The following is a 22,573-nucleotide window of genomic DNA, read 5'->3' on the forward strand; positions in this document are numbered from 1 at the left end:
TCTTTCCAGGAAAAAAAACCAGCGATCAAATTTGAAACTCAAACAACCAATCAAATTGCACTGTTCTATTAAATCCTTAGATCGAATTCAGGTTATTATTTAAATTTTTAGCCTTAAAAAAGGCAGCCGATTGGCTGCCTTTTAAATTCTATTAGTTTCCTTTACTAGAGCAAATTAGTTATTTAGCATAACCGGCATCACCAGCATTGTAATTTTTTCTCCTGGATCCAGGCCATCAACCGGGGTTAAAATTCCCGCGCGGTTTGGCAGGCTCATTTCCAGTTGTACTTCATCGGAAGTCAAATTGTTTAGCATTTCTGTAAGAAAACGAGAATTAAAACCGATTTGCATATCATCTCCCTGATAAGAACAGGTTAAACGCTCTTCGGCCTTATTGCTGTAATCAACGTCTTCTGCAGATATATTCAATTCAGCACCTGCAATTTTTAAACGTACCTGGTGCGTGGTTTTATTAGAAAAAATAGAGACCCTGCGCACAGAACTTAAAAACTGGTTGCGTTCTATGGTTAATTTATTTGGGTTCTCTTTAGGAATTACTGCTTCATAATTGGGATATTTCCCGTCGATCAAACGGCAAACCAACTGCGTGTCATCAAAGGTGAACTTCGCATTGGAATCGTTATATTCTATCAGCACTTCACTTTCGCTTCCGGCCAAAATTCCTTTTAAAAGGTTTAATGGTTTTTTAGGCATAATAAAGTCCGAGGCTTGAGAGGCAGTAACATCATCACGCTGATATTTCACCAATTTATGCGCATCAGTAGCTACAAAGGTCAATCCTTCTGTAGTAAACTGGAAAAAAACTCCACTCATTACAGGTCGAAGGTCATCGTTTCCTGAAGCGAAAATAGTTTTGCTAATTGCGGTAGCTAAAATATCGCCCTCTAAAACCGTACTGCTAGGATCTTCCAATTCTACCGGATTAGGAAACTCTTCCCCATCGGCGTAAGCAAGTGCATATTTACCGTGGTTAGAACTTAACTCTATCGTGTTATTATCTTCAGCAACAAAGGTCAAGGGCTGCTCTGGAAAAGTTTTTAGTGTGTCTAAAAGTAGCTTTGCAGGCACCGCTATTTTTCCTTCGGAATCTGATTCCACCTTAAGTTTAGCAGACATCGTTGTTTCAAGATCTGAGGCAGAAACCGTAAGCTCGTCTTGCTTAAGATCAAATAAAAAATTGTCTAAAATTGGAAGGGTATTGGTGTTGTTAATGACACCTCCCAGTATCTGAAGCTGTTTCAGCAAATAACTGCTGGATACAATAAATTTCATCGGCTTTGTGATTAATTAGAAATCAATACAAATATATTTTAATCTATTAAAAAATGAGCTTGTGACAGGGAGTTTTTATTAACATCAGAAACATAAAAATATGATTCAATTAACTAATATGCAGTGTTTTAATATGAATAATATTTTAATAATTGTTAATATGTCGATTTTATTTCCTGAAAATTGAAGAAGGACAAAGCTATTTCAGGTATTTCTTTTTTCTTAAATAATTAAATACGAAAGCAAAAACCCCAAGTAGGACCAAAGGCAATAACAGGTTAATTACCTGCCACTTTTCCCGCTCGTCGGCCGTTTTTTGATCGTCCAAAAAAGCAATGCTTATTTCTTTGCTACGTATATCTATAAGTCCCTTATCGTCCAGCATATAATTAACAGCATTCAATAAAAACTCCTTATTGCCGTAGGTATTTCCCGTGTAGGGCTCAAAACCAAGTTCCAGAGGTTTGCCACGCTGCACTTTATTTTTAATAACATCACCGTCGGAAATTATAAGCATTTCAGTTTCCCTCCCTTTTACTATTGGATTTTCTATTTCAAAAGGTTTGATCCTGTTTTTATAAACCGAAGTAAATTTCCCTTCCAGTAAAACAGCAAGGGGTTGCTCCCCATCTGTATAGGAAGCTATATCCGGCTGCCTGCTTACCATATCAAGGCTTATTTTACGGGGAGTGCCCTCCAACCTAGTTTGAGGGGAACTACTTAGCAGAATAGTTTTCTCAATATTGTTTTCAAGGGTGTCAATTGGATTAGCATATTCAAATTTTACCGCTTCAATATTGTTAATAATTGGGTGATCATTGGGCGAAGAGGTCAAAGGACTATAAAACCAGGGATAAGGATTAAAGCGAGTATTATTTCCCTGCCCGGATGCCAAAACAATTGGAGCCGAATAAATATCATTGATTAAAACCGGATTTAAACGAACTCCATAAGAAAAGAAGAAATCACCCAAATTAAGATCCTGCGGCAAAGCAAAAGCAGTACCCGAAGGATTTAACAAACTATCGGTTTCCATCGCTACGGCTTCCAACAACCAAAGAGATTTCCCTCCGCTCATTACGTACTGATCTAAAATATACTTCTCATTTTCCGTGTATGATTCGGTTGGCTTTGCTTCTATTATTAGATCGTATTGTTTTAATTGCTGAAGTGTTTTTTGAGGATTTACTGCAGCCGAATCTAAAGTAAAGGGCGCTATCAGGTAATATTCCTGCAATGTTTTTATAAAATCAGCTATATGGGCATCTGGTAATTCCTCATTTCCCCGCATTACAGCAATTTTCTTTTCCCTTGGATAGACCAGTTTATTTAAAGCAATTGCCACAGCATATTCCAATTGTTGTACGGAACTGGATACCCTTTCCTCATCGGTTGCGCCAAGCTTATTTTGTAACAAGGGAATTTGTACTGTTTTGTCACCCATTGTTGCAACAGCCCAAGGAAAAACTAAAGCTTCCGAACTTTTACCGTTCTCCTGAACACTTATCCTTGCAGGTGGCATTCCCTGTCGATAAAAATTCTGTGCTGTAGCCTCGGCATTATCATTTTGCTCTAAAGGATTTATAAAAGTGAATTTAATATTGCTATTATAAGCTGAAAATTCCTCCAGCATTTGCTGGGTTTCATTACGAAGTCGTCTAAATTCCGAAGGGAAATTTCCTTCTAAAAAAACTTTAATAACAATGGGAGAGTCAACATCGGAAACAATTTCCTTTGCAGCCGAAGACAAAGTATAACGTTGATCGCGCGTTAGATCTATGCGCTCAAAATAATTAGCTGCCAAAAGATTTATCACGACAATCCCAACGAGCCAAAGCAGAACGATCTTATAGATATTTTGATTTTTCAAGCCTAAGATTTTTTCTGAATTGATATTAACCTAAGCTGGGTAAACTTTAGAAAAAGCGCAATAACACTTAGAAAATAAATAATGTCCCTGGTATCTATCACTCCCCTACTGATACTCCGATAGTGAAAACTAATCCCCAGATATTCTGCTCCATAACTTAGGCTCCCAAAAAGATCTAAATTTCCAAGACCATCAAAAGCGAAGAAACTCAGAAAACATAAAAAAACCGCAATGATAAAAGCGATGATCTGATTCTGGGAAAAAGAAGAAGCAAAAATCCCGATCGCCGTATAACAGCCTGCCAGAAAAATTAATCCCAGGTAAGAACCAAGAGTTGCTCCCAAATCAAAATTTCCAACCGGACTGCCTAGCTCGGAAATGGTAATCACATATAATATACTGGGAAAAATCGCTAGTAACACAAGAATTAAAGCTCCAAAATATTTGCCCAGGATAAGCTGAGTAAAACCAATGGGTCGGGTAAGCAATAGCTCCATAGTTCCCTGACGTTTTTCTTCCGAAAAACTTTTCATGGTGATGGCAGGAATAAGAAAGATAAAAATCCATGGGGCCAGGTAGAAAAAAGGCTTAACATCCGCAAATCCACTATCCAGGATGTTATATTCTCCTGTAAAGACAAACAGAAATAGGCCACAAACAACCAAAAAGACACCTATAACCAGGTACCCTATTGGGGATGAAAAAAATGAATTTATTTCCTTGTTTAAAATAGCCAGCATTGGCAAAAGTGATTCTAAATTTTATTCAATACTTACAACATTAGTGCTCCAGGCTAATGGCTTTGCATTAAAAAGCACCTTGGTTTTTGTCCAAACACCTTTAAATAGTTCGGAATTACGATATCGTTCCAAAGATGTTTCATCCTGCCAGTAACTATAGGTGAAAAATATATTGTTCTTGTCCTGGTCCTGTAGTAATTGTAATTTACAACAACCCTCAAAAGCCCTTATTTTACGTTTATTTTCTTCAAAATTAGAAAGAAATTCTTCAACCTTATCAGGATCAAATTCCATTTTCACAATTCTGTGTATCATTTTTCTTCAAATTTAATAGTTACCGTATCCCGGTGTTCCAACCCAAAAAGCGTTGAGGCACTTCCCACCGTAGAAGGATTACTTTTATAAATGGCCAGTTCAATATAGCCCGCCGAGTTAAACAATGCAAGTCTCTTGCCATCTTCTTCTCCCCTATTCTCTTTTTCAACTTCAAAATTAATCCAGTCAGAATAAGCCTCATAAATCCGAGGAAAAGTAACCATTCTGGCACTAATTATATAACTTCTTCCCTTTCCGATATTTTCAAATAACCTGCGACTAATATTGGTAACGACATTTCCGTAGTTATCAATATAAAGCACGTGCCCCACAATTTGGTTCCTTTCCGAATTGATAGTCGGTTCAAACTGTTTAAGATACTTTATTTCATTAATATTCTTCCCGATAACTTCAAGGGTTCCGCCTCGGGCTAAATGGCAGGCCACTTTAACAAAAACATCCAGAACCGGAAAGTTGGTTTCCACGGCATCGTGAATATTAATTTCCACTATTTTCTCTGGTTTAATCTCTGATGCTAACAAAGACAAGATGCCGTTATTGGCACAAATAAAATAGTGATCGTCCAGTAAGACGGCCAAGTGCTTATTCTCGGGAGTAAATTCTGAATCAATCCCGATTATGTGAATACTACCCTTTGGAAAACTATTATAGGCGTTTTTAATAATATATGCCGCCTCACTAATATGGAAGGGGGAAACCGAATGTGAAATATCAACAATTCTCACTTCTTTTAATTCGCTATAAATCGCTCCTTTAACCGCGCCCACAAAGTAATCTTTCTCTCCAAAATCAGTGGTTAAAGTAATAATAGCCATAGGTGATTGTTAATATTTTTTTAACTTGTAAGCGCTTATTTTATGTAAGTTTGTATAGTAAGCGAAGTTAGATTAATTTGTATTTTCAGCTAATAATTGGATGCATCCAACTTAACTTCTGTCTGTCAAAATTAGCATTAAAACTTAGTAGCTACAAATAAAGAACCGCTATAAATAAAAATGTTTTGAACATCGTTTTTCAACTAAAAACCATAAGCTTTTGAACGAAATAATAATTGAACTTTCAGAAATTAATCCCCGCGAATTTTTTGGGCAGCACAACGAGCATATCGAACTTCTTAAAAAATACTTTCCCAAGTTAAAGATTGTAGCCCGCGGCAATAAAATTAAGGTCTTTGGGGATGAGGAAATGTTGGAAGTATTTGATGAACGTATCACCATGCTTATGGATCACTTCGGGAAGTATAACAAACTTGACGAGAATGTAATTGAAAGAGTGCTTACCAGTGAAAAGAGTTCTGATTATCAAACTTCAGAGGAAAGTGGCGAGGTTTTAGTTCATGGGGTAGGTGGCCGTCTGGTTAAGCCTCAAACCGCCAATCAAAGAAAACTGGTAGAACTAATGCGTACAAACGATATGGTTTTTGCCATTGGCCCGGCAGGAACTGGAAAAACTTATACCGGTGTCGCCCTGGCCGTTAAAGCTTTAAAAGAGAAACAGGTTCGCAGAATTATCCTAACCCGCCCTGCTGTGGAAGCAGGTGAAAATCTTGGTTTCCTTCCCGGAGACCTTAAAGAGAAACTGGATCCTTATATGCAACCGCTTTATGATGCGCTTCGCGATATGATCCCCCAGGAAAGGCTGGACTCATTTATAGAAAAAGGTGTGATCCAAATTGCCCCACTTGCTTTTATGCGTGGTCGTACTTTAGATAATGCTTTTGTGATTTTAGATGAAGCCCAAAACACTACCCACGCCCAGATGAAAATGTTTCTTACGCGGATGGGGAAAAGTGCCAAGTTTATGATTACGGGGGATCCGGGGCAAATAGATTTACCGCGAAGGGTTATTTCAGGTTTAAAAGAAGCGTTACTGATTCTAAAAGAAGTAAAAGGTGTTGGAATAATTTACCTGGACGATAAAGATGTCATTAGGCACCGATTGGTGAAAAAGATTATTTCTGCCTACAAAGAAATTGAACATACCGACTAATTTAATTTTAGCATGTCAATTTCACATTTTCAGTTTCACATTTTCAGAATATATTTTAATGAAAAATACCATTATAAGAACCGAGTTTAAATTTCCTGGCCAAACCGATTTGTACAAAGGTAAAGTAAGGGATGTTTACACCTTAAAAAACAACCAACTCGTAATTGTTTCCACCGATAGATTATCGGCTTTTGATGTGGTGATGCCCAAAGGCATTCCCTATAAAGGTCAAATTCTCAATCAGATTGCAACAAAAATGATGGAAGCCACGCGAGACCTTGTACCTAACTGGTTGGAAGCAACACCGGATCCCAATGTTGCCGTAGGGCAGGCTTGTGAACCCTTTAAAATTGAAATGGTTATTCGTGGATATCTTGCCGGTCACGCCGCAAGGGAATATAAAGCTGGGAAACGTATGCTTTGTGGGGTAGAAATGCCAAACGGAATGAAGGAAAACGATAAATTCCCGGAGCCTATTATTACCCCCGCTACAAAAGCACAACAGGGCGATCACGACGAAGATATTGCCAGGGAAGAAATTTTGAAACGAGCAATTGTTTCTAAAGAAGACTACGAAATCCTCGAAAAATATACCAGAAATCTTTTTAAACGCGGGACTGAAATCGCTGCAAAGAGAGGCTTGATCCTGGTTGACACCAAGTATGAATTTGGTAAAAATGCGGATGGGGAAATTCTTTTAATCGACGAAATTCACACCCCCGATTCTTCCCGGTATTTCTATGCTGATGGTTACAGGGAGAGACAGGACAAAGGGGAACCTCAGAAACAATTATCAAAAGAATTTGTAAGACAATGGCTTATTGAGAATAAATTCCAGGGTCTGGAAGGTCAAATCTTACCGGAAATGAGCGATGAATATATCGAAACCGTTTCTGAGCGTTATATAGAATTATACGAGAAAATTACAGGCGAAACTTTTATTAAAAGTGACATCAGTGATATCGAAAAGCGGATTGAAAAGAATGTTCTGGAGTATTTAAAATAAGGGTTTTTCCTATCCTGACTCTTTTTATGGGTAGGGTTTGTGATCATATTTGAAGCTGAAGCAATGCATCAGGACTCATAGAAGATTTGCAATAATTCTCAGGATATTTATAAAAAATTTACATCCTTATGAAAACTGATATCCCACGAGTCTGGGATCGGTTAAGGTCTCCTCACGTTGCAACCATTTTATGGTAATTGAGATATAATCATAATCGTTATTTACGATCCCGTAGCATTTATAAATTCCTTTGCTGCGCATTGGATATTTTTCTGCGGTAGCTGGAAATTGTACCGTATCGAACACCTCACCTTGCTGATCAAAAAAAGTTCCGAAATACATATATTTCCCATTAGCAGTTCCGGTTTTTTTAACGGTAATCAAGGCTCCATAAATCAAAATTTCTTTTCCAACATAATCTTTTAAGTCTTTCGCCTTTGCGGACTTTTCTACAGGGTATTTAAGCAATTTAAAATGTGAACAAAGTGGAAAACCCAGCAGTTCCATTTGGTCAAAGGCTTCTATTACTGCTGAATATTCAAACTCAGGAAGCTCAAAGTCTCGATGAGGCGTGACAAATAATTTTTCCTGGGTAGTGATCGGTTTTGAAGCATTAAGCTTAAAATGAGCTTTCCACAACAAATGATGCTTATCTGTTTTAGTAAACCTAAAAGCGTCAATTTTCAGTAAAATACTAAGTTGTTCTATGGATATATGCACCCGGTCTATAAAATCATCAAAAGATTTAAAAATTCCAAAAAACTGACGATTTTCAAGGATTTGCTGGATCGTCTTAGTCTCCAGGTCTTTGATATAACCCAGCCCCAGGTAGATATCCTTCCCAAAAATACTATTGGGATGGTCACTTTTATTAATACAAGGGGGATATACCCTCCCGCCACACTTTCTAATCTCCTGGATATAGGTTTCTACATCATAAAATCCCCCACCGTTATTAAGGGCAGCCACCATAAACTCCAAGGGAAAATATTTTTTTAAATACAGACTCTGGTAACTCTCTACCGCATAGGAAGCAGAATGTCCCTTTGGAAACGCGTAACCGGCAAAAGAAGAAATCTGCTCCCAGACCTCATCGATAATCTTTTCGCTATAGCCTTTTTCCCTGCAGTTATCACGGAATTTGGTTTCAATTCGTTGCATCTGACCTTTTGAGGTTTTCTTTCCACTCATTCCGCGGCGTAATACATCGGCATCTTCAAAACTAAGCCCGGCAAATTTATGAGCTACTTTCATCACATCCTCCTGGTACACCATAATGCCATAGGTGTCTTTCATAATTTTCAACATCACGGGATGCCCCTGCTTTCTTCTTTTGGGATCGCGATGTCGTTTGATGTATTCTTCTTTCATCCCCCCACTTGAAATCCCGGGCCTAATAATAGAACTAGCAGCCACCAGGTTCAAATAATTATCGGTTTGTAACTTGGTAAGAAGTCCACGCATTGCAGGAGATTCTACATAAAAAACCCCCATACAATCCCCGGTTTTAAGCAGGTTATTGATTTTGGGATCTTCCTTAAAGGCCTTGATATTTTCGATATCCTCAATTTTAGCACTTGGCTGATTTTCCTTTATAATCTCAATAGCATCAGTGATTTTTGAAAGTCCGCGCTGGGCTAGGATATCAAATTTATGAATCCCCACTTCCTCTGCTATATTCATATCTATCTGGATGGTTTGAAACCCTTTGGGGGGTAAAAAAGTCGCAGCATAATTATATACGCTATCATTAAGGATTAAAATTCCGCCCGAATGCACGCTTAAATAATTAGGAAAACCTTCGATTAAAGCACTGTACTGGAGTACCAGTTTCTCTAATTTATCCAGTTCCCTTACACTAAAAAAACCCGATGAAAGCTTATCGATATTCTCTTTAGGCAACCCAAAAACCTTTCCCAATTCCCGGGCTACCGCTCTGCGTTTAAAGGTCACATAGGTTCCCATTAGCGCGGTATATGCATATTTATCAAAAATAAACCGGGTTACCTCGTTGCGGTCCTTCCAGGAAAAATCGATATCAAAATCCGGGGGCGAACTTCGGCTTTCATTAATAAAACGCTCAAAATATAAATCCAGCTCCACGGGATCTACATTGGTAATCCCAATAATGTAGGCTATAATAGAATTGGCACCACTCCCCCGCCCTATAAATGGAAAATTTCGTGACCGGGCATAGCTAACAATATCGTAATTGATCAAAAAATAGGAAACGAATCCAAGTCTGATAATTGCCTTAAGTTCCTTTTCTACCCGTTCCAGAACTTTTTTATTAACCTCCCGGTAACGTTTTGGCAAATTTTCATCACATAATTTTCTTAAACGTGCCACATCAGCTTCGGGACTTTCCCCAGAAACCCGTAAGTTTCGATTCTGTTCTTTTCCGAATTCAAAATCTACCCGGCAGGCTTTTACCAGTTTCCGGGTATTTTCCAGAATATGCTTAAAGTCTTCAAATTCTGCATTGATGATTTCCAATGACCTCATTTGGTGCGAAAAATCGCCCTGCTGGCTTTCGGGAAGCTTGCTAAGCAAAGTATTGTTATCTATGGCTCGTAACAAACGATGCGCATTATAATCCCGCTTATTTCTAAAACTAACGCTTTGTAATAACACCAGTTTCTTCTTAAACTCCTGATATTTCGAAAATTTAAGCTTTCGAAGGCTTTCTACAGAAATTCCAATGAACTCATTATTTCTAAAATCCGTCTTTTTGATCTCTGCAATCCTTTCAAAAGGATAAATAATAAAGCATTCGGGCAATTCAGGGGCTATTGGGTTAAAATCCTTTTTTGAATGAAGTTGTTGTGATAAATGTTGGTTCAACGCTTTAAAACCTTCATTATTCTTTGCAATTCCCACATACTGCTGGGCTGCTTTATTTCTAAAATCAATTCCCACTATTGGCTTTATACCATAATGCGAAGCGATTTTTATAAAATTAAGGCAAGCTGAAGTATTATTTATATCGGTAAGGGCCAGGGATTCAGCCTTAAATTTTTTGGCGAGTTCACAGAGCTCTTCTACCGAGAAGGTCCCGTAGCGTAACGAATAAAACGTATGGCAATTTAAATAGATCATTATTGTTTTCTATGGGCGAGCACAATGGGCGGTTCGCCGTTAAATGGATTTGCCATCCGGCCAATGGTCTTGGTGCCCAGGGTTACCGCTCGCATAACGCTATGCTCTCCAAAACGCTCTCTGATTTTGTCTATGGAATTATATAGGTTCAGCATTTCTTCAGAATCATCAAAGAGGTTGATCTGATAATTCCCGCCCACCAGTCCGCTAAATTTCACCCCGATTAAGCGAATCAACAAGCGGCGAGAATATAATTGCTTAAAGAGCATTTCAACTTTAGGGATAAGGATATGATCGGCGCTGGTATAGGAGATCTTCACCTGTTTGGAATGTGTTTGATAGTCGGAATACCTGATCTTCACGCTCACCACACTGGTAAGTTTATTACCCCTTCGCAACTGGAATGCGAGGCTCTCTGACATGGCCACCAGGGTGGCATGCAGGCGTACCATATCAGTGGTATCCCGACCAAAAGTGCGTTCGGTAGAGATAGATTTTCTTTCGTGATAAGGTATAATTGGTGAATTATCCAGACCATTGGCACGTTTCCAGATAGTTCTTCCGGTTTTTCCTAAAACGCTTTCCAGCATTTCCACGGGCATTTCCTGTAGGGTTCTTATCTCCCTAACACCTAAATTCAGCAGTTTTTGAAAAGTCTTATTCCCAACCATCGGGATCTTATTTACACTTAATGGCGCAAGAAAGACCTTCTCTGTTCCCTGAGGAATAACGATCTCTGCATTGGGTTTACCTTCTCCGGTGGCGATCTTTGACACTACCTTATTTTGTGAAAGCCCGAAAGAGATTGGCAAACCACTTTCCCTGATAATAGTTTGTCTTAATTCTCGAGCAAACTGATTAATTCCAAAAAACTTATCCATCCCGCTCAAATCGGCATAAAACTCGTCTACACTGGCTTTTTCAAAGCTCGGTACCTGGCTTTTAATAATTTCGGTAACCTCGTGTGAATGTTTGGTATAGGTACTAGCATTGCCTTTGATAACGGTGGCCTGTGGACAAAGTTGACGGGCTACTTTCATCGACATTCCTGAATGTACTCCAAATTTTCGCGTTTCATAACTACAAGCCGCAACCACCCCTCGATCGCCCATCCCTCCTACTAAAAGGGGCTTATTTTCTAATTCAGAGTGCTTCAAACGTTCTACCGAAACAAAAAATGTATCCAGATCCAGGTGTAAGATAGATTTATTTTTCATATTTGGATTATTTCCTTTTTATAGGATTTTTTCCAAATTTATAAAATATAAACACTCAAAATAATTCCAGCTCGTTAAATTTTAAAAAAGAAAAACAGTCTTTGTTATTCTTTAAAATTCAACTTTCTAAACCCTACCGTTTTAGTATTTTTGCCGACTTTAAAATCCTATTCAAGACTTTAATATGACTAAATTTCTCAGAAGATTTGCCTTTTTTATGCTCATCCTTATGCAGTTTGCGTTTCTTCTTTCCATATTTTTCGATAAGATGAATGCACCCCTGGTACTATTATTTTTAGGGATTATTTCGGTATTGATAAGTGTGGCATATTTTAAAGCGCCACGGGAGCAAGAACGTTATTTTATAAAAGACCTCTACCTCATTCTATTTGCTGTAACCGGTGCGATGAGTACTTTTTTTATAAATATTGAACTTAAACTAGGGCCTGTTATCGCAGCGGGATTAATAGGATGCCTGGCCTCTTTTGTGCCATCGATCAATAGGAAATCAAAACTTTTAAAAGAAGTTCCACCGGCAGTTTACTGTGGTGTATTTGTGGGAATGACATCGGCAAGTGTAGCACCCAATCTGAAATTTATTTTACTGGCCGGCTTTATTGCGGGCAGCATTCTTATGCTCTCTAAAAATATTTTCAACGGCTTTGGTGGCAAACTGGGAACCATCGCTTTTGGTAGCATTGCTATTTCTTCAATAATTTTATATACCCTGTTTTAAATGGAAGTAAGCATTCTTTTTCTCACTGGTATTATTTCTGCCCTGCTCACCTACCTGGTAAATAACAAATATGGCCAGGGTCCTGTTCGGGCCTCGGCAGGATTATCACTCTTAGTAGGATTATTTTTCTATTTTTTCCCAGGTATCTTCACTACCTACTTAACCAAAAACATACCTCTGGTTTTTATTGGAGCCACTTTTATAGGAATGGTATCTTCAAAGATACTTTCCAGTTATTTATTAGTAGGTTTTTCAGGATTCTTATTTGGTATTATCTACTTAAATGCGAGTCCGCTTTTTAAAGGTTATGGTGGGGCCCTGGGAACCACCGCGGCTATTTCTGTATTAGTATCTATGAGCCTGACAATAGTTACTAAAAAGAAACTACCCTGGCGGAAGTCTAAAAAGAAGTAAAGCCAAATTTTGTTATTCCTTTTCCACCACCTCTTTCAGGACACTCCAAACATTATCAGCTACAATTTCATAGCCATCAGCGGTGGGGTGAATACCGTCCTGCTGATTTAATTCCGGGTCTCCGGCAACACCTTCAAGTAGGAAGGGAATAAGTGCTACTTCATTCTTCTTGGCAAGTTCAGGAAAAATATTCTTAAAATCAGTAGTATAAGTTTCTCCCATATTGGGTGGGATTTGCATTCCAGCCAGGACTATTTTAGTATCAGGGTTTTCCTTTTTCACGGTAGTAATTATATCCTGGAGGTTCCTTTTAGTCTCTTCTATCGGGATGCCACGTAAACCATCATTTGCTCCTAATTCCAAAACAAATATATCCACATCCTGATCTAAAACCCAGTTGATCCTGTTCTTTCCGCTGGCCGTGGTTTCCCCGCTTAATCCCGCATTCACTACCTCATACTGATAACCTAGAGAATCAAGCCGGTTTTGAATAAGCGCAGGGTAGGCCTGTGAAGGTTCAAGGCCCATTCCTGCAGTAAGACTGTTTCCAAAGAAGAGAATTACATTTTTTTCACCGGGTTTAGCTTCCGGGGCATTTTGAGTTTGCTCCGTGGTAATTTCTTCCGGTTTCTTTTCGGTATTTTCACCACAGGAAAATAATATTAATATTGAAAGAATCGTGTAACAACGTATCAAGTTTCTCATAGCAACAGCCTTTATAATCAAATCATTTCCTTATTTTGCCTTTATTCGAAAAAGACATTAATCGTAATCCAAGATGGCAAAGATATTAAACGTTACTAACCTGGAGAAAAGCTATTCCAGCGGATCCAAAAAACTTAAAGTATTACAGGATATTAATTTTGAAGTTGAAGAAAAGAAAACCTTTGCTATCGTTGGACCCTCTGGTAGTGGAAAAACCACATTACTGGGTCTTTGCGCCGGGTTAGACAGACCTGATTCAGGGTCCATTAATTTATGTGGAAGCCAACTGAGCACTCTTGGGGAGGATGAAAGAGCACTTCTTAGAAATAAGCATATTGGTTTTGTGTTTCAGGACTTTCAATTACTACCAACCCTGACGGCTTTAGAAAATGTTTCAGTTCCCTTAGAACTTCAAGGGAATAAAGATGCTTCTAAAATTGGAAAGGAATTATTGGAAAAAGTAGGATTGGAAGATCGCATCCATCATTATCCATCTCAACTTTCCGGCGGGGAACAGCAACGTGTTGCGTTGGCCCGGGCTTTTTCTACCCGGCCTTCCATTCTATTTGCTGATGAGCCTACAGGAAACCTGGATGCAGAAACCGGCGAAAAGGTAGAAGCATTGCTTTTTGATCTTAATAAAGAAGCAGGCACTACGCTTATTATAGTAACGCACGATATTGAGCTTGCCCAAAAAACCCAGCATATTATTAGGTTAAAAGGAGGACGAATTGTTGAAAACCAGGAAAAGACGTATAATGGACAGCAGTAAAATCTCTAAACCAGGCTTTAACTGGCTCTTTAAAATGGCCTGGCGTGATGGAAAAGCCAGCGGTAAGAAGTTGAGTCTTTTTATGGCTTCAATCGTCCTGGGAATTGCCGCGGTAGTTTCCATACAATCCTTTGGGGAAAATCTAAAAGACAATATTTCCTTACAATCCAAAGCCCTGATGGGTGCTGACTTTAAAATCGATAGTGACAAGCTTCCTAACAAGCGCGTTAATCAAATAATAGATTCCCTGGGCGGGGCCAGGGCCAGGGAGATCAAGTTTGCATCTATGGCTGCTTTTCCTCAGAATGAGGCTACTAAATTAATGCAGGTTAGAGGGATTGAAGGCGAATTTCCTTTTTACGGCGAATTAGAAACGCAACCAAGGCTTGCTGCAAATACTTTTCAAGAAGATAAGGGGGCATTAGTTGATGCTACCGTGATGCTCCAGTTGGGAATAAAACCTGGAGACAGCATAAAAATCGGAAAAGTGACCTTACCCATAGTCGGCGCACTCAAGAGCGTACCTGGGAGCACTGCTATTTTTAGTTCCGTCGCCCCACCGGTACTTATTCCCTATAGATTTATTGAAGAATCCGGTCTTGTGCAAACCGGGAGCAGGATAGATTATGAATTTTATTTCATAGCGGATCCAAAAATGGATATGGAAAAGCTGGATGAAAAGCTGGATCCCATTCTTGATGCCGAAGACGCTGATATAGACACTCACACTTCTACCAGTGAGCGTTTGGGAAGACGTTATGAAAATTTCGGAAAATTTCTCAATCTGGTGGCTTTTATTGCGTTGTTGCTGGGTTGTGTGGGGATTGCCAGTGCCATTCATATCTATATCAAAGAAAAATTACGTGCGGTAGCGGTTTTAAAGTGTTTGGGTGCAAGTAAAAAACAAACTTTTTTAATTTACCTTATTCAGGTAGCGGTGATGGGATTAATTGGCGGCATTATCGGGACCGCACTGGGACTAGTGCTCCAACAATTATTCCCCTGGCTTTTGGAAGGTTTGCTGCCGGTAGATGTACAGATCACTTTCTCTTTTCAGGTCATTGTAATGGGAATCTTGCTGGGGATTTTAATGTCGGTTTTATTTGCCTTATACCCTTTAATTGGCACCCTTTATATTTCTCCTCTTCAGGCCTTAAGAATTGTCAACGATGAATCTAAAAAATCCAGAAAGGCCATTATCCTGGTATCCGCGGGTATTTTTCTATTCATCTTCTTGTTTTCACTTTGGCTGCTGGAGGACTGGAAATATTCCCTGGCTTTTGTAGGTGGAATTTTAGTTACCTTTTCCATACTTGCGGCTGTAGCTTACTTATTTATGCAGGCTATTCGAAAATATTTTCCGCATTCCTGGGGTTTTGTGGCCAGGCAAAGTTTACTCAACCTTTTCCGACCGCAAAACCAAACCTTAACCCTGGTACTGGCAATCGGGGTGGGAACGTTCTTAATCAGTACGCTTTATTTTAGTAAAGATCTCTTACTGGCTCAGGCTTCATTAGAATCACAGGCCGATAGTCCGAATATGATATTATTAGATGTGCAGAGTGAACAGCGAGAAGCCGTAGCTCAAACTATAAGAGCTAACGAATTACCCGTTATAGACGATATTCCTATAGTGACCATGCGGGTACAAAAAATAGCCGGGAAATCGGTTAACCAGATAAGAAACGATACCACCTCCCAAATTAACGATTGGATCTTAAATCACGAATTCAGGGTTACCTATCGCGACTCCCTTATTGCTTCAGAAAATATTGAAAGTGGCTCCTGGATTGCCCAGGGAAATGATATTACGCCGGTTCCAATTTCTATAAGTAATAATTTTGCTGAAGATGCTAAAGTTGGTGTTGGCGATAAGCTCGTCTTTAATGTACAGGGAGTTTTGCTGGATGCTGTTGTTGGGAGTGTAAGAACTGTTGACTGGTCCAGGATGCAGATGAATTTTTCCCTGGTATTTCCAACAGGGGTTTTAGAACAGGCACCCCAGTTTCACGTATTAACCACTAAGGTTTCAGGGGATGAAAAATCGGCTGAATTACAGCAAGACCTGGTACAGCAATTCCCCAATGTATCGATTATAGATCTTCGGCAGGTTTTAAAAGTGATAGAAATGCTTTTGGGCAGAATTTCCTGGATAATCAATTTTATGGCATTCTTTAGCATTCTAACAGGAATCATTGTGCTTTTAGGGGCGATTCGAACCAGTAAATATCAACGGATTCGCGAAAGTGTATTACTGCGAACCCTTGGCGCTAAGGGCAAACAAATTCTAAATATCACCGCCCTTGAATATATTTATCTAGGGGTGCTTGGAGGAGCCTCCGGTGTTATTATCTCTTTGATTAGCAGTCAGTTATTAGCCTGGTTGGTTTTCGAATCTCCCTTTACGCCATCATTAATTCCTTTTTTGGTGTTATTCCCAGGTATCGTATTGTTAGTGCTAATTATTGGAATGAGCAATAGTTTAAGTGTTATAAGAAAACCTCCTTTGGAGGTTTTAAGGAAAGAAGTAACCTAAGGTTATAAGCGAAACTTTCATAAATTATATTTAATTATTGCGTAACTTTAGCTAGGACGATACTTAATTAAACCCGAAATAAGATGAAAAAAGTACTTTTTACCCTAGCCATCCTGAATTTGAGTTTTTACGCAATAGGTCAAAAAGAATATATTTCCGAAGAAATTCAGATAAAAATGGCGAGTATGGCAGCACCAGAAGAAGACCGGGAAGCTGTAAGGGTATATGGCTATGATCGCCAGGGGAAAACCGTTTTAATGAAAGAAGGCACTAACAACCTGGTTTGTATAGCCGACGATCCTAATATGAGCGGAATTTCTGTAAGTTGTTACAATAAAAAACTGGACCCTTTTATGTCCCGCGGAAGGGAACTTAAAGCTCAGGGAAAAGATATGATGGAAACCAGGGCTATACGAAAACAAGAAGTAGAAAGCGGAAACCTAAAAATGCCAGATGCCCCAAGTATGACCTATGTATTAACGGGTAAAGAAGCGAATTTAAATCGTGAAACCGGCGAGCTCAAAGATGGGAAATTGCGTTATGTGATTTATATTCCCTATGCCACCACCCAGGAAACCGGGCTTCCCAATAAACCTCATGCTCCCGGTATGCCCTGGCTGATGGATCCAGGTACCCACCGTGCACATATTATGATCACTCCGGTTGATAAAAATCCATAATTCAAAATATCCTTTTTAAAAAGCTGTGCGTTAATTACTTCTTATTCTCCTTCTGCTGTTTAAAGAACAGCTGGGAAATAGGAATAAGCATTAATGCCGAAGTAAAGAAAAGAATAAAAGAAAGCTTCAGGTTAAATAAATGGGCTAAATACCCAACCAGTGGTGGACCAATGAGCATTCCAACAATAGCGTAAGTGGTAATAATGGATATAGCCATTCCTGGAGAATATTTTTCCGAAGAACCCGCCAGAAGAAATGTCATTGGAATTATTGCGGCTACCCCTATTCCTACTAAACAAAACCCGATTAAGGCCGGCCAGAAAAAAGGGAAAATAATCATAAGCAATACCCCCATACATACAAGACTGGCACTGATGATATAATTCTTTTCCATTCCTATTCTTTCCACAATCCGGTCTGAAAAGAAACGGGAAAGTGCCATAAAAACCATGAAAATCAAATAGCCAAGGGTAAAAATATCTTCGTTGACCACTTCTTTAAAGTAAACACCGCTCCAATCGAACATTCCGCCTTCGGTGATTGCGGCAAAAAAAACAATGAACCCAAGGTACATGGTAGGTTTATCGGGCTTCCCAAAACGGAGTTTGTTTCCCTGGGTCGAACGATCTTTTTTCAGCAAAAACGGGAAAGCAGCCAGGGCTAAAAGAAAGGTCAGTACAGAGACTGATGGTAAATGCTGGTTAATAGGAATATCAAATTTTATAAGTAAGGTAGAGAAAGCAACTCCCAAAAGTCCGCCGGTGCTCCAGAGCCCGTGAAAAGAACCAATAATCTTTCTTTTAAATGCTTTTTGCAATGTTAAGGATTGCGTATTCATGGCAATATTGAAAATACGCATAGAAAATGCAAAAGTAAAGATCCCGGTGATCAGTAAAATAAAATTATCGGCTATCCCTATTATACTAAGCGATGCCGACAATAAAACAAAAGAAACGATAAGGGGATACCTGCTTTCAAAACGGGAAACCAGCCATCCTGAAATCGGAAGCCCGATAAGGGAGCTCACCGGCATTACCATAAGAAGGTTTCCTAATTCCGCTTCGTTTAAATCAAAGGCCATTTTAATATTTGGAATGCGGGAAGCCCAGGTAGAAAAACAAAAGCCAGAGAGAAAAAAATAAGTACTAAGAGCAATTCGTTGTTGGTTTTCCTTTTTCATGTTTAATGGATATAAGAGGGTAAGACTGGCCGTTATTATAAAGATTAAAAATTAGCGATGTCGATGCCGTATCGTCCTTAATTTCCAGTATCCCATTTTATAATAAGCAAAAGCGACAATGGCAGCGATAAGGTTAGAGATCGGAAAAGCCCACCAGATTCCTTCAAAAGAAAGCTCGGTATTGTTAGAGAGCATAAAGGCCATAGGAAAACGGATGATCCAAAGTGCAAATACCGAAATTAAAAGCGAGGCCTTGGTAAATCCCGCCCCATTAAAAACGCCATTGAGAACCTGCTGCACCCCTAGCACCCCAAAACTCGGTGCCATGATTTTTATAAATAAAGAGCCGTCGCGGATCACCCCAGGGTCATTGGGGACAAAAAATGCTGTAATAGGTTCAGCAAAAAAGAAAAGGATAAGGCCTACCCCGGTAAGACCAAAAAAAGCGATCTTAGTACTCAGGTTTCCAATTCGTTCCGCTCGTTTAATTTTACCAGCTCCAATATTTTGCCCCACCAGGGTAGTGGTTGCAATTGCAAATCCCAGTGCAGGAACCACAATTAAACTTAAAACCCTGCTTCCAATTCCATATGCGGCCACTACTTCACTGCCAAAACTGGTCACCAGCATAACCATTACTGTCATTCCTCCGGCGCGGGTAGACATTTCTATACTCGAGGGAATCCCAAGGTTAAACATTTTCCTTGTCCAGGAAAAATCGAATTTCATCCTGCTTAAATTGATTTTAATGCCTTTATTTCCCCGGAAAAGAATAGCCAAACCAATCAAAGCAGACAGTCCCTGGGTAATCACACTGGCTACTGCAGCTCCCGCTACTCCAAAACCGGGGATAGGGCCAAAACCAAAAATAAAAAGGGGGTCCAAAAGTAAATTCAGAAAAACAGTAGCTAACACGATATACATCGGTAATAATACGTTTCCAATTCCGCGCATAAGGGACTGGAAAACGTAAAACATAAACAGAAAAATAAAACCTAGGGAGGAAACTTTAAAATAACTTACCGAGTCCCTTAAAATTTCGGGTCCGGCACCGATAAGTTTCATCAAAGGCGCTGCAGAGAAATAGCCTACAACGGCCAACAAAACAGAAATAAAAAAAATCACAAAAACGGTTTGAGAAGAGCTGTAATTAACCTCTTCCTGGTTCTCAGCACCTTTATATTGAGAAACGATCACTGTTCCGGCCAGTGTTAAACCCGCACCAAGGGAAAGGATAAGAAAAAGAATTGGAAAGCTAATACTTACCGCTGCCACGGCATCTGCGCCCAATCTTCCCAACCAGAACGTATCGATTAACTGATAGGCTGTTTGTAAAACATTGGCCAGGATAATGGGCCAGGCCAGGTTGGCCAGGGAACTAAAAATCCTGCCTTCGGTATACTTTATGGGCTGCCTTTTCCTTCGCAATTTCTCTAGAATTTTAGCATTGCAAGAAACGAAATTTATAACCTAACTTCATCTGCAAATTTACTTTTAACCATTTCTTAAATGAAATTTGTAAAACTAATCAATGGCGGTTGTTTTCCCTTAGAAATCTGGCCGAAACTGATCCTGGTCATATAATTTTTAAAGTACCGGCTTTAATTTTGTTTCAATAAAATCACAAACTATGAAAGCTACTATTTTACTGGAAGAAATTGGATGTGGAAATTGCATGGCATACGTCACTAAAGAACTTTCCAAAATCAAGGATATAAACGATATTTCTCCGGATGCCGAGGCCTCTAAAATCACTTTTACCTATAATTCAGAAGGCGCAGCTTTAGAAGCTGTTGAAATCCTAAGCACATTCCGGAAAAGGGAAAAAAAAGAAGAATTTAGCAGGCAACTTAAAATTGCTTAATTTTCGGGTAAACTAAAATTATGAATTTACTGGGAATGATTGGTGGTACTTCCTGGCACTCCACCATAGAATATTACCGACTTTTAAATGAGCTTATAGGTGAAGAAATTGGCTCGGATCAAAACCCTCCTTTACTATTATATAGTCTCAATGTAAAGTTGATGCGTGAAAATGATCCTGAAAAGATTAAAAAATCTTATTTGGAAATTTCCCAGAAACTGGAAAATGCTGGGGCCAAAGCAATAATTATTTGTGCCAATACCCCGCATCTGGTTTTCGATTTCGTGCAACCAAAAATTAATATTCCCATCCTTCATATTGCTGATGCCATCGCTAAAGAAGCAAAGCAGAGAGGTTATAAAACCCTGGGGCTACTAGGAACCAAACCCACTATGACCAAAACTTTTCTCCAGGGAAGATTAGAAGAAAAGCACCAAATTAAAACTATAATTCCTGCCCAGGAAGATATCGAAAAAACCCACGGGTTTATTTCCGAGGAACTCACCCAGGGCAAGTTTACCGAAAACGCAAAGAATTTCTATTTAAAGCAAATCCAATTGCTACAGGACCGTGGCGCGGAAGCCATTATTCTAGGCTGTACCGAACTTCCGATGCTAATTAAAAAAACTGACACGGCCATTGCGCTTTTAGATACTACCCAACTGCACGCAGCAATGGCTGCAAAATTTATTCTAAAGGATTAGAAAATTTTCTTCGCAATCACCCTAAGCATGTTAGGTGTTTCGTATCTTAGATCGAAAGTTTTCAGTATGCTGCTACGATTCACCTTTTTTATCGGAATTATTTTATTCACCATTTCCTGCCAGGAAGAAAATACCGGCAAATGCAACGGTTTTTGCACGGAAGAATTCAGAAGTATTACGGTTGAAATAACAGATACCCAGGAAAACCCCGTAGTTTTAGATAGTATTTCTATCACGGATATCACCAAGGAGCGTGAACTCGAATTTAATTCCGAACATCAATTTGAGGATGGTATCTACACGATTTTTAATGACAACCTGGTTTCCAGCTATAAGAATCAGGAAATAGCGCTACTATTTCGCGGCTATATAAATGATGAACTTATAGTGGAAGAAACTTATCAGGTAGGTGCCGATTGCTGTCACGTTTATCATTCTTCCGGGCCTTTAAAAATTGTTCTGGATTAAATTTCACCGACTCAAACAGCCTGGTGGTATGCTATTCTCAGATTGTGCTATTAAATTATATCCCACTGGTAAAGATTTAAAAATAAAATGATTGGCAATTAAAGAAAGAAGTTTTTATCTTGGAATGCTAACTAACTCTAATGAGCTGATAAATGGACCCGAATTCTTCAGGCCTGGATAAAAAACTTACTTTCCTTAAACAAACTGCCGATTTGATGCCGAGTGTCGTGGTGGTGCACCAATTAGAACCCTTTACCCCCATTTATATGAGCGAGAAAGGCTTAGTGCAACTTGGGATTAAAGAAGAAGATCTTTTGGAAATTGGTCCTGATTATCATAAACAATTCTTCAACAATGAGGATATGACCAATTTCCTTGATAAAATGAAAGAGCTGCTAGCGGAAAACAACCCGGAAAAAACTTTTAGTTTCTTCCAGCAGGTTAAATTCAAAGACCGTAACAAATGGGTATGGCACCTGAGTGCAGTTCGAATTTTCCACCAGGCCAAAGATGGTAGGCCAACACACACCTGTACAACTGCCATCCCTATTGGACAAATGAAACATATTCCCAATAAGGCCGAAAGACTGCTGGCGGAAAGCAAATTTTTCCATTCCAATCAGGAAATTTTCAATAGTTTAGGAGAAAGAGAAAAGGAGGTTCTAAAGCAGGTGGCTTTGGGAAAAAGTTCCGGAAAAATCGCAGAGGAGCTTTTTATTTCGGTAGAAACAGTACGTACCCACAGAAAAAAAATTAAGCAAAAATTAGGCATTAAAAACGTTTATGAATCAATCAAATTCGCCTATGCATTTGATTTAATTTAAAATGAAAAGGGAAACACCTGGTCTAACCCCTACCTTAAACCAAAGCGTAACCCTTTTAATCCAAACGAAATATACTACCAAATATATCTATAAAGCTATCCGGCCGCAATACCCAATAGTGGGTATATTTAATTTGATAC

At 39.1% G+C, this 22,573-nt stretch carries 21 protein-coding genes; 11 read left to right on the forward strand and 10 right to left on the reverse strand.

The window, feature by feature from the left end; translation table 11 throughout:
- Positions 1 to 174 precede the first annotated feature (174 nt).
- The 5 genes from dnaN to DET49_RS17475 form a co-directional block, all read right to left on the reverse strand.
- Complete coding sequence (gene dnaN, locus DET49_RS17455; RefSeq protein WP_133550016.1) at positions 175 to 1,293, reverse strand: DNA polymerase III subunit beta; 1,119 nt, start codon at positions 1,291 to 1,293, stop codon at positions 175 to 177.
- A 199-nt stretch (positions 1,294 to 1,492) separates the two neighbouring features.
- On the reverse strand, positions 1,493 to 3,163 hold the full coding sequence (gene gldG, locus DET49_RS17460; protein WP_133550018.1) for a gliding motility-associated ABC transporter substrate-binding protein GldG: 1,671 nt from the start codon (positions 3,161 to 3,163) through the stop codon (positions 1,493 to 1,495).
- A gap of 2 nt (positions 3,164 to 3,165) precedes the next feature.
- Entirely contained in the window at positions 3,166 to 3,903 is a 738-nt protein-coding gene (gene gldF, locus DET49_RS17465; RefSeq protein ID WP_133550020.1) for a gliding motility-associated ABC transporter permease subunit GldF, read from the reverse strand.
- A gap of 21 nt (positions 3,904 to 3,924) precedes the next feature.
- Complete coding sequence (locus tag DET49_RS17470; RefSeq protein ID WP_133550022.1) at positions 3,925 to 4,218, reverse strand: putative quinol monooxygenase; 294 nt, start codon at positions 4,216 to 4,218, stop codon at positions 3,925 to 3,927.
- Positions 4,215 to 5,054 (reverse strand): S-adenosyl-l-methionine hydroxide adenosyltransferase family protein, encoded by an 840-nt coding sequence (locus DET49_RS17475; RefSeq protein WP_133550024.1) that lies wholly within the window; start codon positions 5,052 to 5,054, stop codon positions 4,215 to 4,217. Before DET49_RS17475 ends, DET49_RS17470 begins: the two co-directional genes overlap by 4 nt.
- Positions 5,055 to 5,274: 220 nt before the next feature.
- Here DET49_RS17475 and DET49_RS17480 point away from each other — a divergent pair, with 220 nt between their 5' ends.
- Positions 5,275 to 6,228: a PhoH family protein gene (locus DET49_RS17480; RefSeq protein ID WP_133550026.1), complete on the forward strand. Its 954-nt coding sequence runs from the start codon at positions 5,275 to 5,277 to the stop codon at positions 6,226 to 6,228.
- 58 nt (positions 6,229 to 6,286) lie between these two features.
- A complete protein-coding gene (locus DET49_RS17485; RefSeq protein ID WP_133550028.1) occupies positions 6,287 to 7,234 on the forward strand; it encodes a phosphoribosylaminoimidazolesuccinocarboxamide synthase in 948 nt (315 codons plus the stop codon).
- Positions 7,235 to 7,360: 126 nt separating this feature from the next.
- Here DET49_RS17485 and DET49_RS17490 read toward each other — a convergent pair whose 3' ends face one another.
- Positions 7,361 to 10,333: a DNA polymerase III subunit alpha gene (locus DET49_RS17490; protein ID WP_133550030.1), complete on the reverse strand. Its 2,973-nt coding sequence runs from the start codon at positions 10,331 to 10,333 to the stop codon at positions 7,361 to 7,363.
- Positions 10,333 to 11,550 (reverse strand): DNA polymerase IV, encoded by a 1,218-nt coding sequence (dinB, locus tag DET49_RS17495; protein ID WP_133550032.1) that lies wholly within the window; start codon positions 11,548 to 11,550, stop codon positions 10,333 to 10,335. Before dinB ends, DET49_RS17490 begins: the two co-directional genes overlap by 1 nt.
- 184 nt (positions 11,551 to 11,734) lie before the next feature.
- On the opposite strand from dinB, the gene DET49_RS17500 reads away from it, so the two are divergent.
- Positions 11,735 to 12,286 carry a hypothetical protein gene (locus DET49_RS17500; protein WP_133550034.1) on the forward strand — a complete coding sequence of 184 codons (552 nt, stop codon included), beginning with the start codon at positions 11,735 to 11,737 and terminating at the stop codon, positions 12,284 to 12,286.
- A complete protein-coding gene (locus DET49_RS17505; protein WP_133550036.1) occupies positions 12,287 to 12,700 on the forward strand; it encodes a hypothetical protein in 414 nt (137 codons plus the stop codon). It begins immediately after the preceding gene.
- A gap of 12 nt (positions 12,701 to 12,712) precedes the next feature.
- Here DET49_RS17505 and DET49_RS17510 read toward each other — a convergent pair whose 3' ends face one another.
- On the reverse strand, positions 12,713 to 13,405 hold the full coding sequence (locus tag DET49_RS17510; RefSeq protein WP_133550038.1) for an arylesterase: 693 nt from the start codon (positions 13,403 to 13,405) through the stop codon (positions 12,713 to 12,715).
- 73 nt (positions 13,406 to 13,478) lie between these two features.
- Here DET49_RS17510 and DET49_RS17515 point away from each other — a divergent pair, with 73 nt between their 5' ends.
- From DET49_RS17515 to DET49_RS17525, 3 genes are all read left to right on the forward strand, one after another.
- Complete coding sequence (locus DET49_RS17515; protein WP_133550040.1) at positions 13,479 to 14,177, forward strand: ABC transporter ATP-binding protein; 699 nt, start codon at positions 13,479 to 13,481, stop codon at positions 14,175 to 14,177.
- On the forward strand, positions 14,164 to 16,713 hold the full coding sequence (locus DET49_RS17520; protein ID WP_243729711.1) for an ABC transporter permease: 2,550 nt from the start codon (positions 14,164 to 14,166) through the stop codon (positions 16,711 to 16,713). Before DET49_RS17515 ends, DET49_RS17520 begins: the two co-directional genes overlap by 14 nt.
- Before the next feature lie 83 nt (positions 16,714 to 16,796).
- The gene (locus tag DET49_RS17525) at positions 16,797 to 17,393 is read left to right on the forward strand and encodes a hypothetical protein (RefSeq protein ID WP_133550042.1); all 597 of its coding nucleotides are present in this window, start codon (positions 16,797 to 16,799) and stop codon (positions 17,391 to 17,393) included.
- Between the two features lie 34 nt (positions 17,394 to 17,427).
- On the opposite strand, the gene DET49_RS17530 is transcribed toward DET49_RS17525, so the two are convergent.
- Both DET49_RS17530 and DET49_RS17535 read right to left on the reverse strand, forming a co-directional pair.
- On the reverse strand, positions 17,428 to 18,573 hold the full coding sequence (locus DET49_RS17530) for an MFS transporter (protein ID WP_133550044.1): 1,146 nt from the start codon (positions 18,571 to 18,573) through the stop codon (positions 17,428 to 17,430).
- 51 nt (positions 18,574 to 18,624) lie between these two features.
- Positions 18,625 to 20,001, reverse strand: coding sequence for an MATE family efflux transporter (locus DET49_RS17535; RefSeq protein ID WP_243729712.1), 1,377 nt, complete (start codon positions 19,999 to 20,001; stop codon positions 18,625 to 18,627).
- Between the two features lie 202 nt (positions 20,002 to 20,203).
- Here DET49_RS17535 and DET49_RS17540 point away from each other — a divergent pair, with 202 nt between their 5' ends.
- From DET49_RS17540 to DET49_RS17555, 4 genes are all read left to right on the forward strand, one after another.
- Positions 20,204 to 20,437 carry a heavy-metal-associated domain-containing protein gene (locus tag DET49_RS17540; RefSeq protein ID WP_133550046.1) on the forward strand — a complete coding sequence of 78 codons (234 nt, stop codon included), beginning with the start codon at positions 20,204 to 20,206 and terminating at the stop codon, positions 20,435 to 20,437.
- Between the two features lie 20 nt (positions 20,438 to 20,457).
- Positions 20,458 to 21,141, forward strand: coding sequence for an aspartate/glutamate racemase family protein (locus DET49_RS17545; protein WP_133550048.1), 684 nt, complete (start codon positions 20,458 to 20,460; stop codon positions 21,139 to 21,141).
- A 66-nt stretch (positions 21,142 to 21,207) separates the two neighbouring features.
- The gene (locus DET49_RS17550) at positions 21,208 to 21,609 is read left to right on the forward strand and encodes a hypothetical protein (RefSeq protein ID WP_133550050.1); all 402 of its coding nucleotides are present in this window, start codon (positions 21,208 to 21,210) and stop codon (positions 21,607 to 21,609) included.
- 152 nt (positions 21,610 to 21,761) lie between these two features.
- Positions 21,762 to 22,433, forward strand: coding sequence for a helix-turn-helix transcriptional regulator (locus DET49_RS17555; protein WP_133550052.1), 672 nt, complete (start codon positions 21,762 to 21,764; stop codon positions 22,431 to 22,433).
- The last annotated feature ends 140 nt before the right edge of the window (positions 22,434 to 22,573 follow it).

Source organism: Salegentibacter sp. 24, assembly GCF_004362395.1.
Classification (GTDB): domain Bacteria; phylum Bacteroidota; class Bacteroidia; order Flavobacteriales; family Flavobacteriaceae; genus Salegentibacter.

What these genes read in the sequence shown, in the direction of transcription:
- DET49_RS17500 (WP_133550034.1), top strand. Translation starts at nt 11,735, where the DNA reads ATGACTAAATTTCTCAGAAGATTTGCCTTTTTTATGCTCATCCTTATG.
- DET49_RS17475 (WP_133550024.1), bottom strand. Translation starts at nt 5,054, where the DNA reads ATGGCTATTATTACTTTAACCACTGATTTTGGAGAGAAAGATTACTTT.
- DET49_RS17550 (WP_133550050.1), top strand. Translation starts at nt 21,208, where the DNA reads ATGCTGCTACGATTCACCTTTTTTATCGGAATTATTTTATTCACCATT.
- DET49_RS17485 (WP_133550028.1), top strand. Translation starts at nt 6,287, where the DNA reads ATGAAAAATACCATTATAAGAACCGAGTTTAAATTTCCTGGCCAAACC.
- DET49_RS17540 (WP_133550046.1), top strand. Translation starts at nt 20,204, where the DNA reads ATGAAAGCTACTATTTTACTGGAAGAAATTGGATGTGGAAATTGCATG.
- DET49_RS17545 (WP_133550048.1), top strand. Translation starts at nt 20,458, where the DNA reads ATGAATTTACTGGGAATGATTGGTGGTACTTCCTGGCACTCCACCATA.
- DET49_RS17520 (WP_243729711.1), top strand. Translation starts at nt 14,164, where the DNA reads ATGGACAGCAGTAAAATCTCTAAACCAGGCTTTAACTGGCTCTTTAAA.
- DET49_RS17470 (WP_133550022.1), bottom strand. Translation starts at nt 4,218, where the DNA reads ATGATACACAGAATTGTGAAAATGGAATTTGATCCTGATAAGGTTGAA.
- DET49_RS17510 (WP_133550038.1), bottom strand. Translation starts at nt 13,405, where the DNA reads ATGAGAAACTTGATACGTTGTTACACGATTCTTTCAATATTAATATTA.
- DET49_RS17525 (WP_133550042.1), top strand. Translation starts at nt 16,797, where the DNA reads ATGAAAAAAGTACTTTTTACCCTAGCCATCCTGAATTTGAGTTTTTAC.
- DET49_RS17555 (WP_133550052.1), top strand. Translation starts at nt 21,762, where the DNA reads ATGGACCCGAATTCTTCAGGCCTGGATAAAAAACTTACTTTCCTTAAA.
- DET49_RS17530 (WP_133550044.1), bottom strand. Translation starts at nt 18,573, where the DNA reads ATGAAAAAGGAAAACCAACAACGAATTGCTCTTAGTACTTATTTTTTT.
- DET49_RS17490 (WP_133550030.1), bottom strand. Translation starts at nt 10,333, where the DNA reads ATGATCTATTTAAATTGCCATACGTTTTATTCGTTACGCTACGGGACC.
- DET49_RS17515 (WP_133550040.1), top strand. Translation starts at nt 13,479, where the DNA reads ATGGCAAAGATATTAAACGTTACTAACCTGGAGAAAAGCTATTCCAGC.
- dnaN (WP_133550016.1), bottom strand. Translation starts at nt 1,293, where the DNA reads ATGAAATTTATTGTATCCAGCAGTTATTTGCTGAAACAGCTTCAGATA.
- DET49_RS17505 (WP_133550036.1), top strand. Translation starts at nt 12,287, where the DNA reads ATGGAAGTAAGCATTCTTTTTCTCACTGGTATTATTTCTGCCCTGCTC.
- dinB (WP_133550032.1), bottom strand. Translation starts at nt 11,550, where the DNA reads ATGAAAAATAAATCTATCTTACACCTGGATCTGGATACATTTTTTGTT.
- gldF (WP_133550020.1), bottom strand. Translation starts at nt 3,903, where the DNA reads ATGCTGGCTATTTTAAACAAGGAAATAAATTCATTTTTTTCATCCCCA.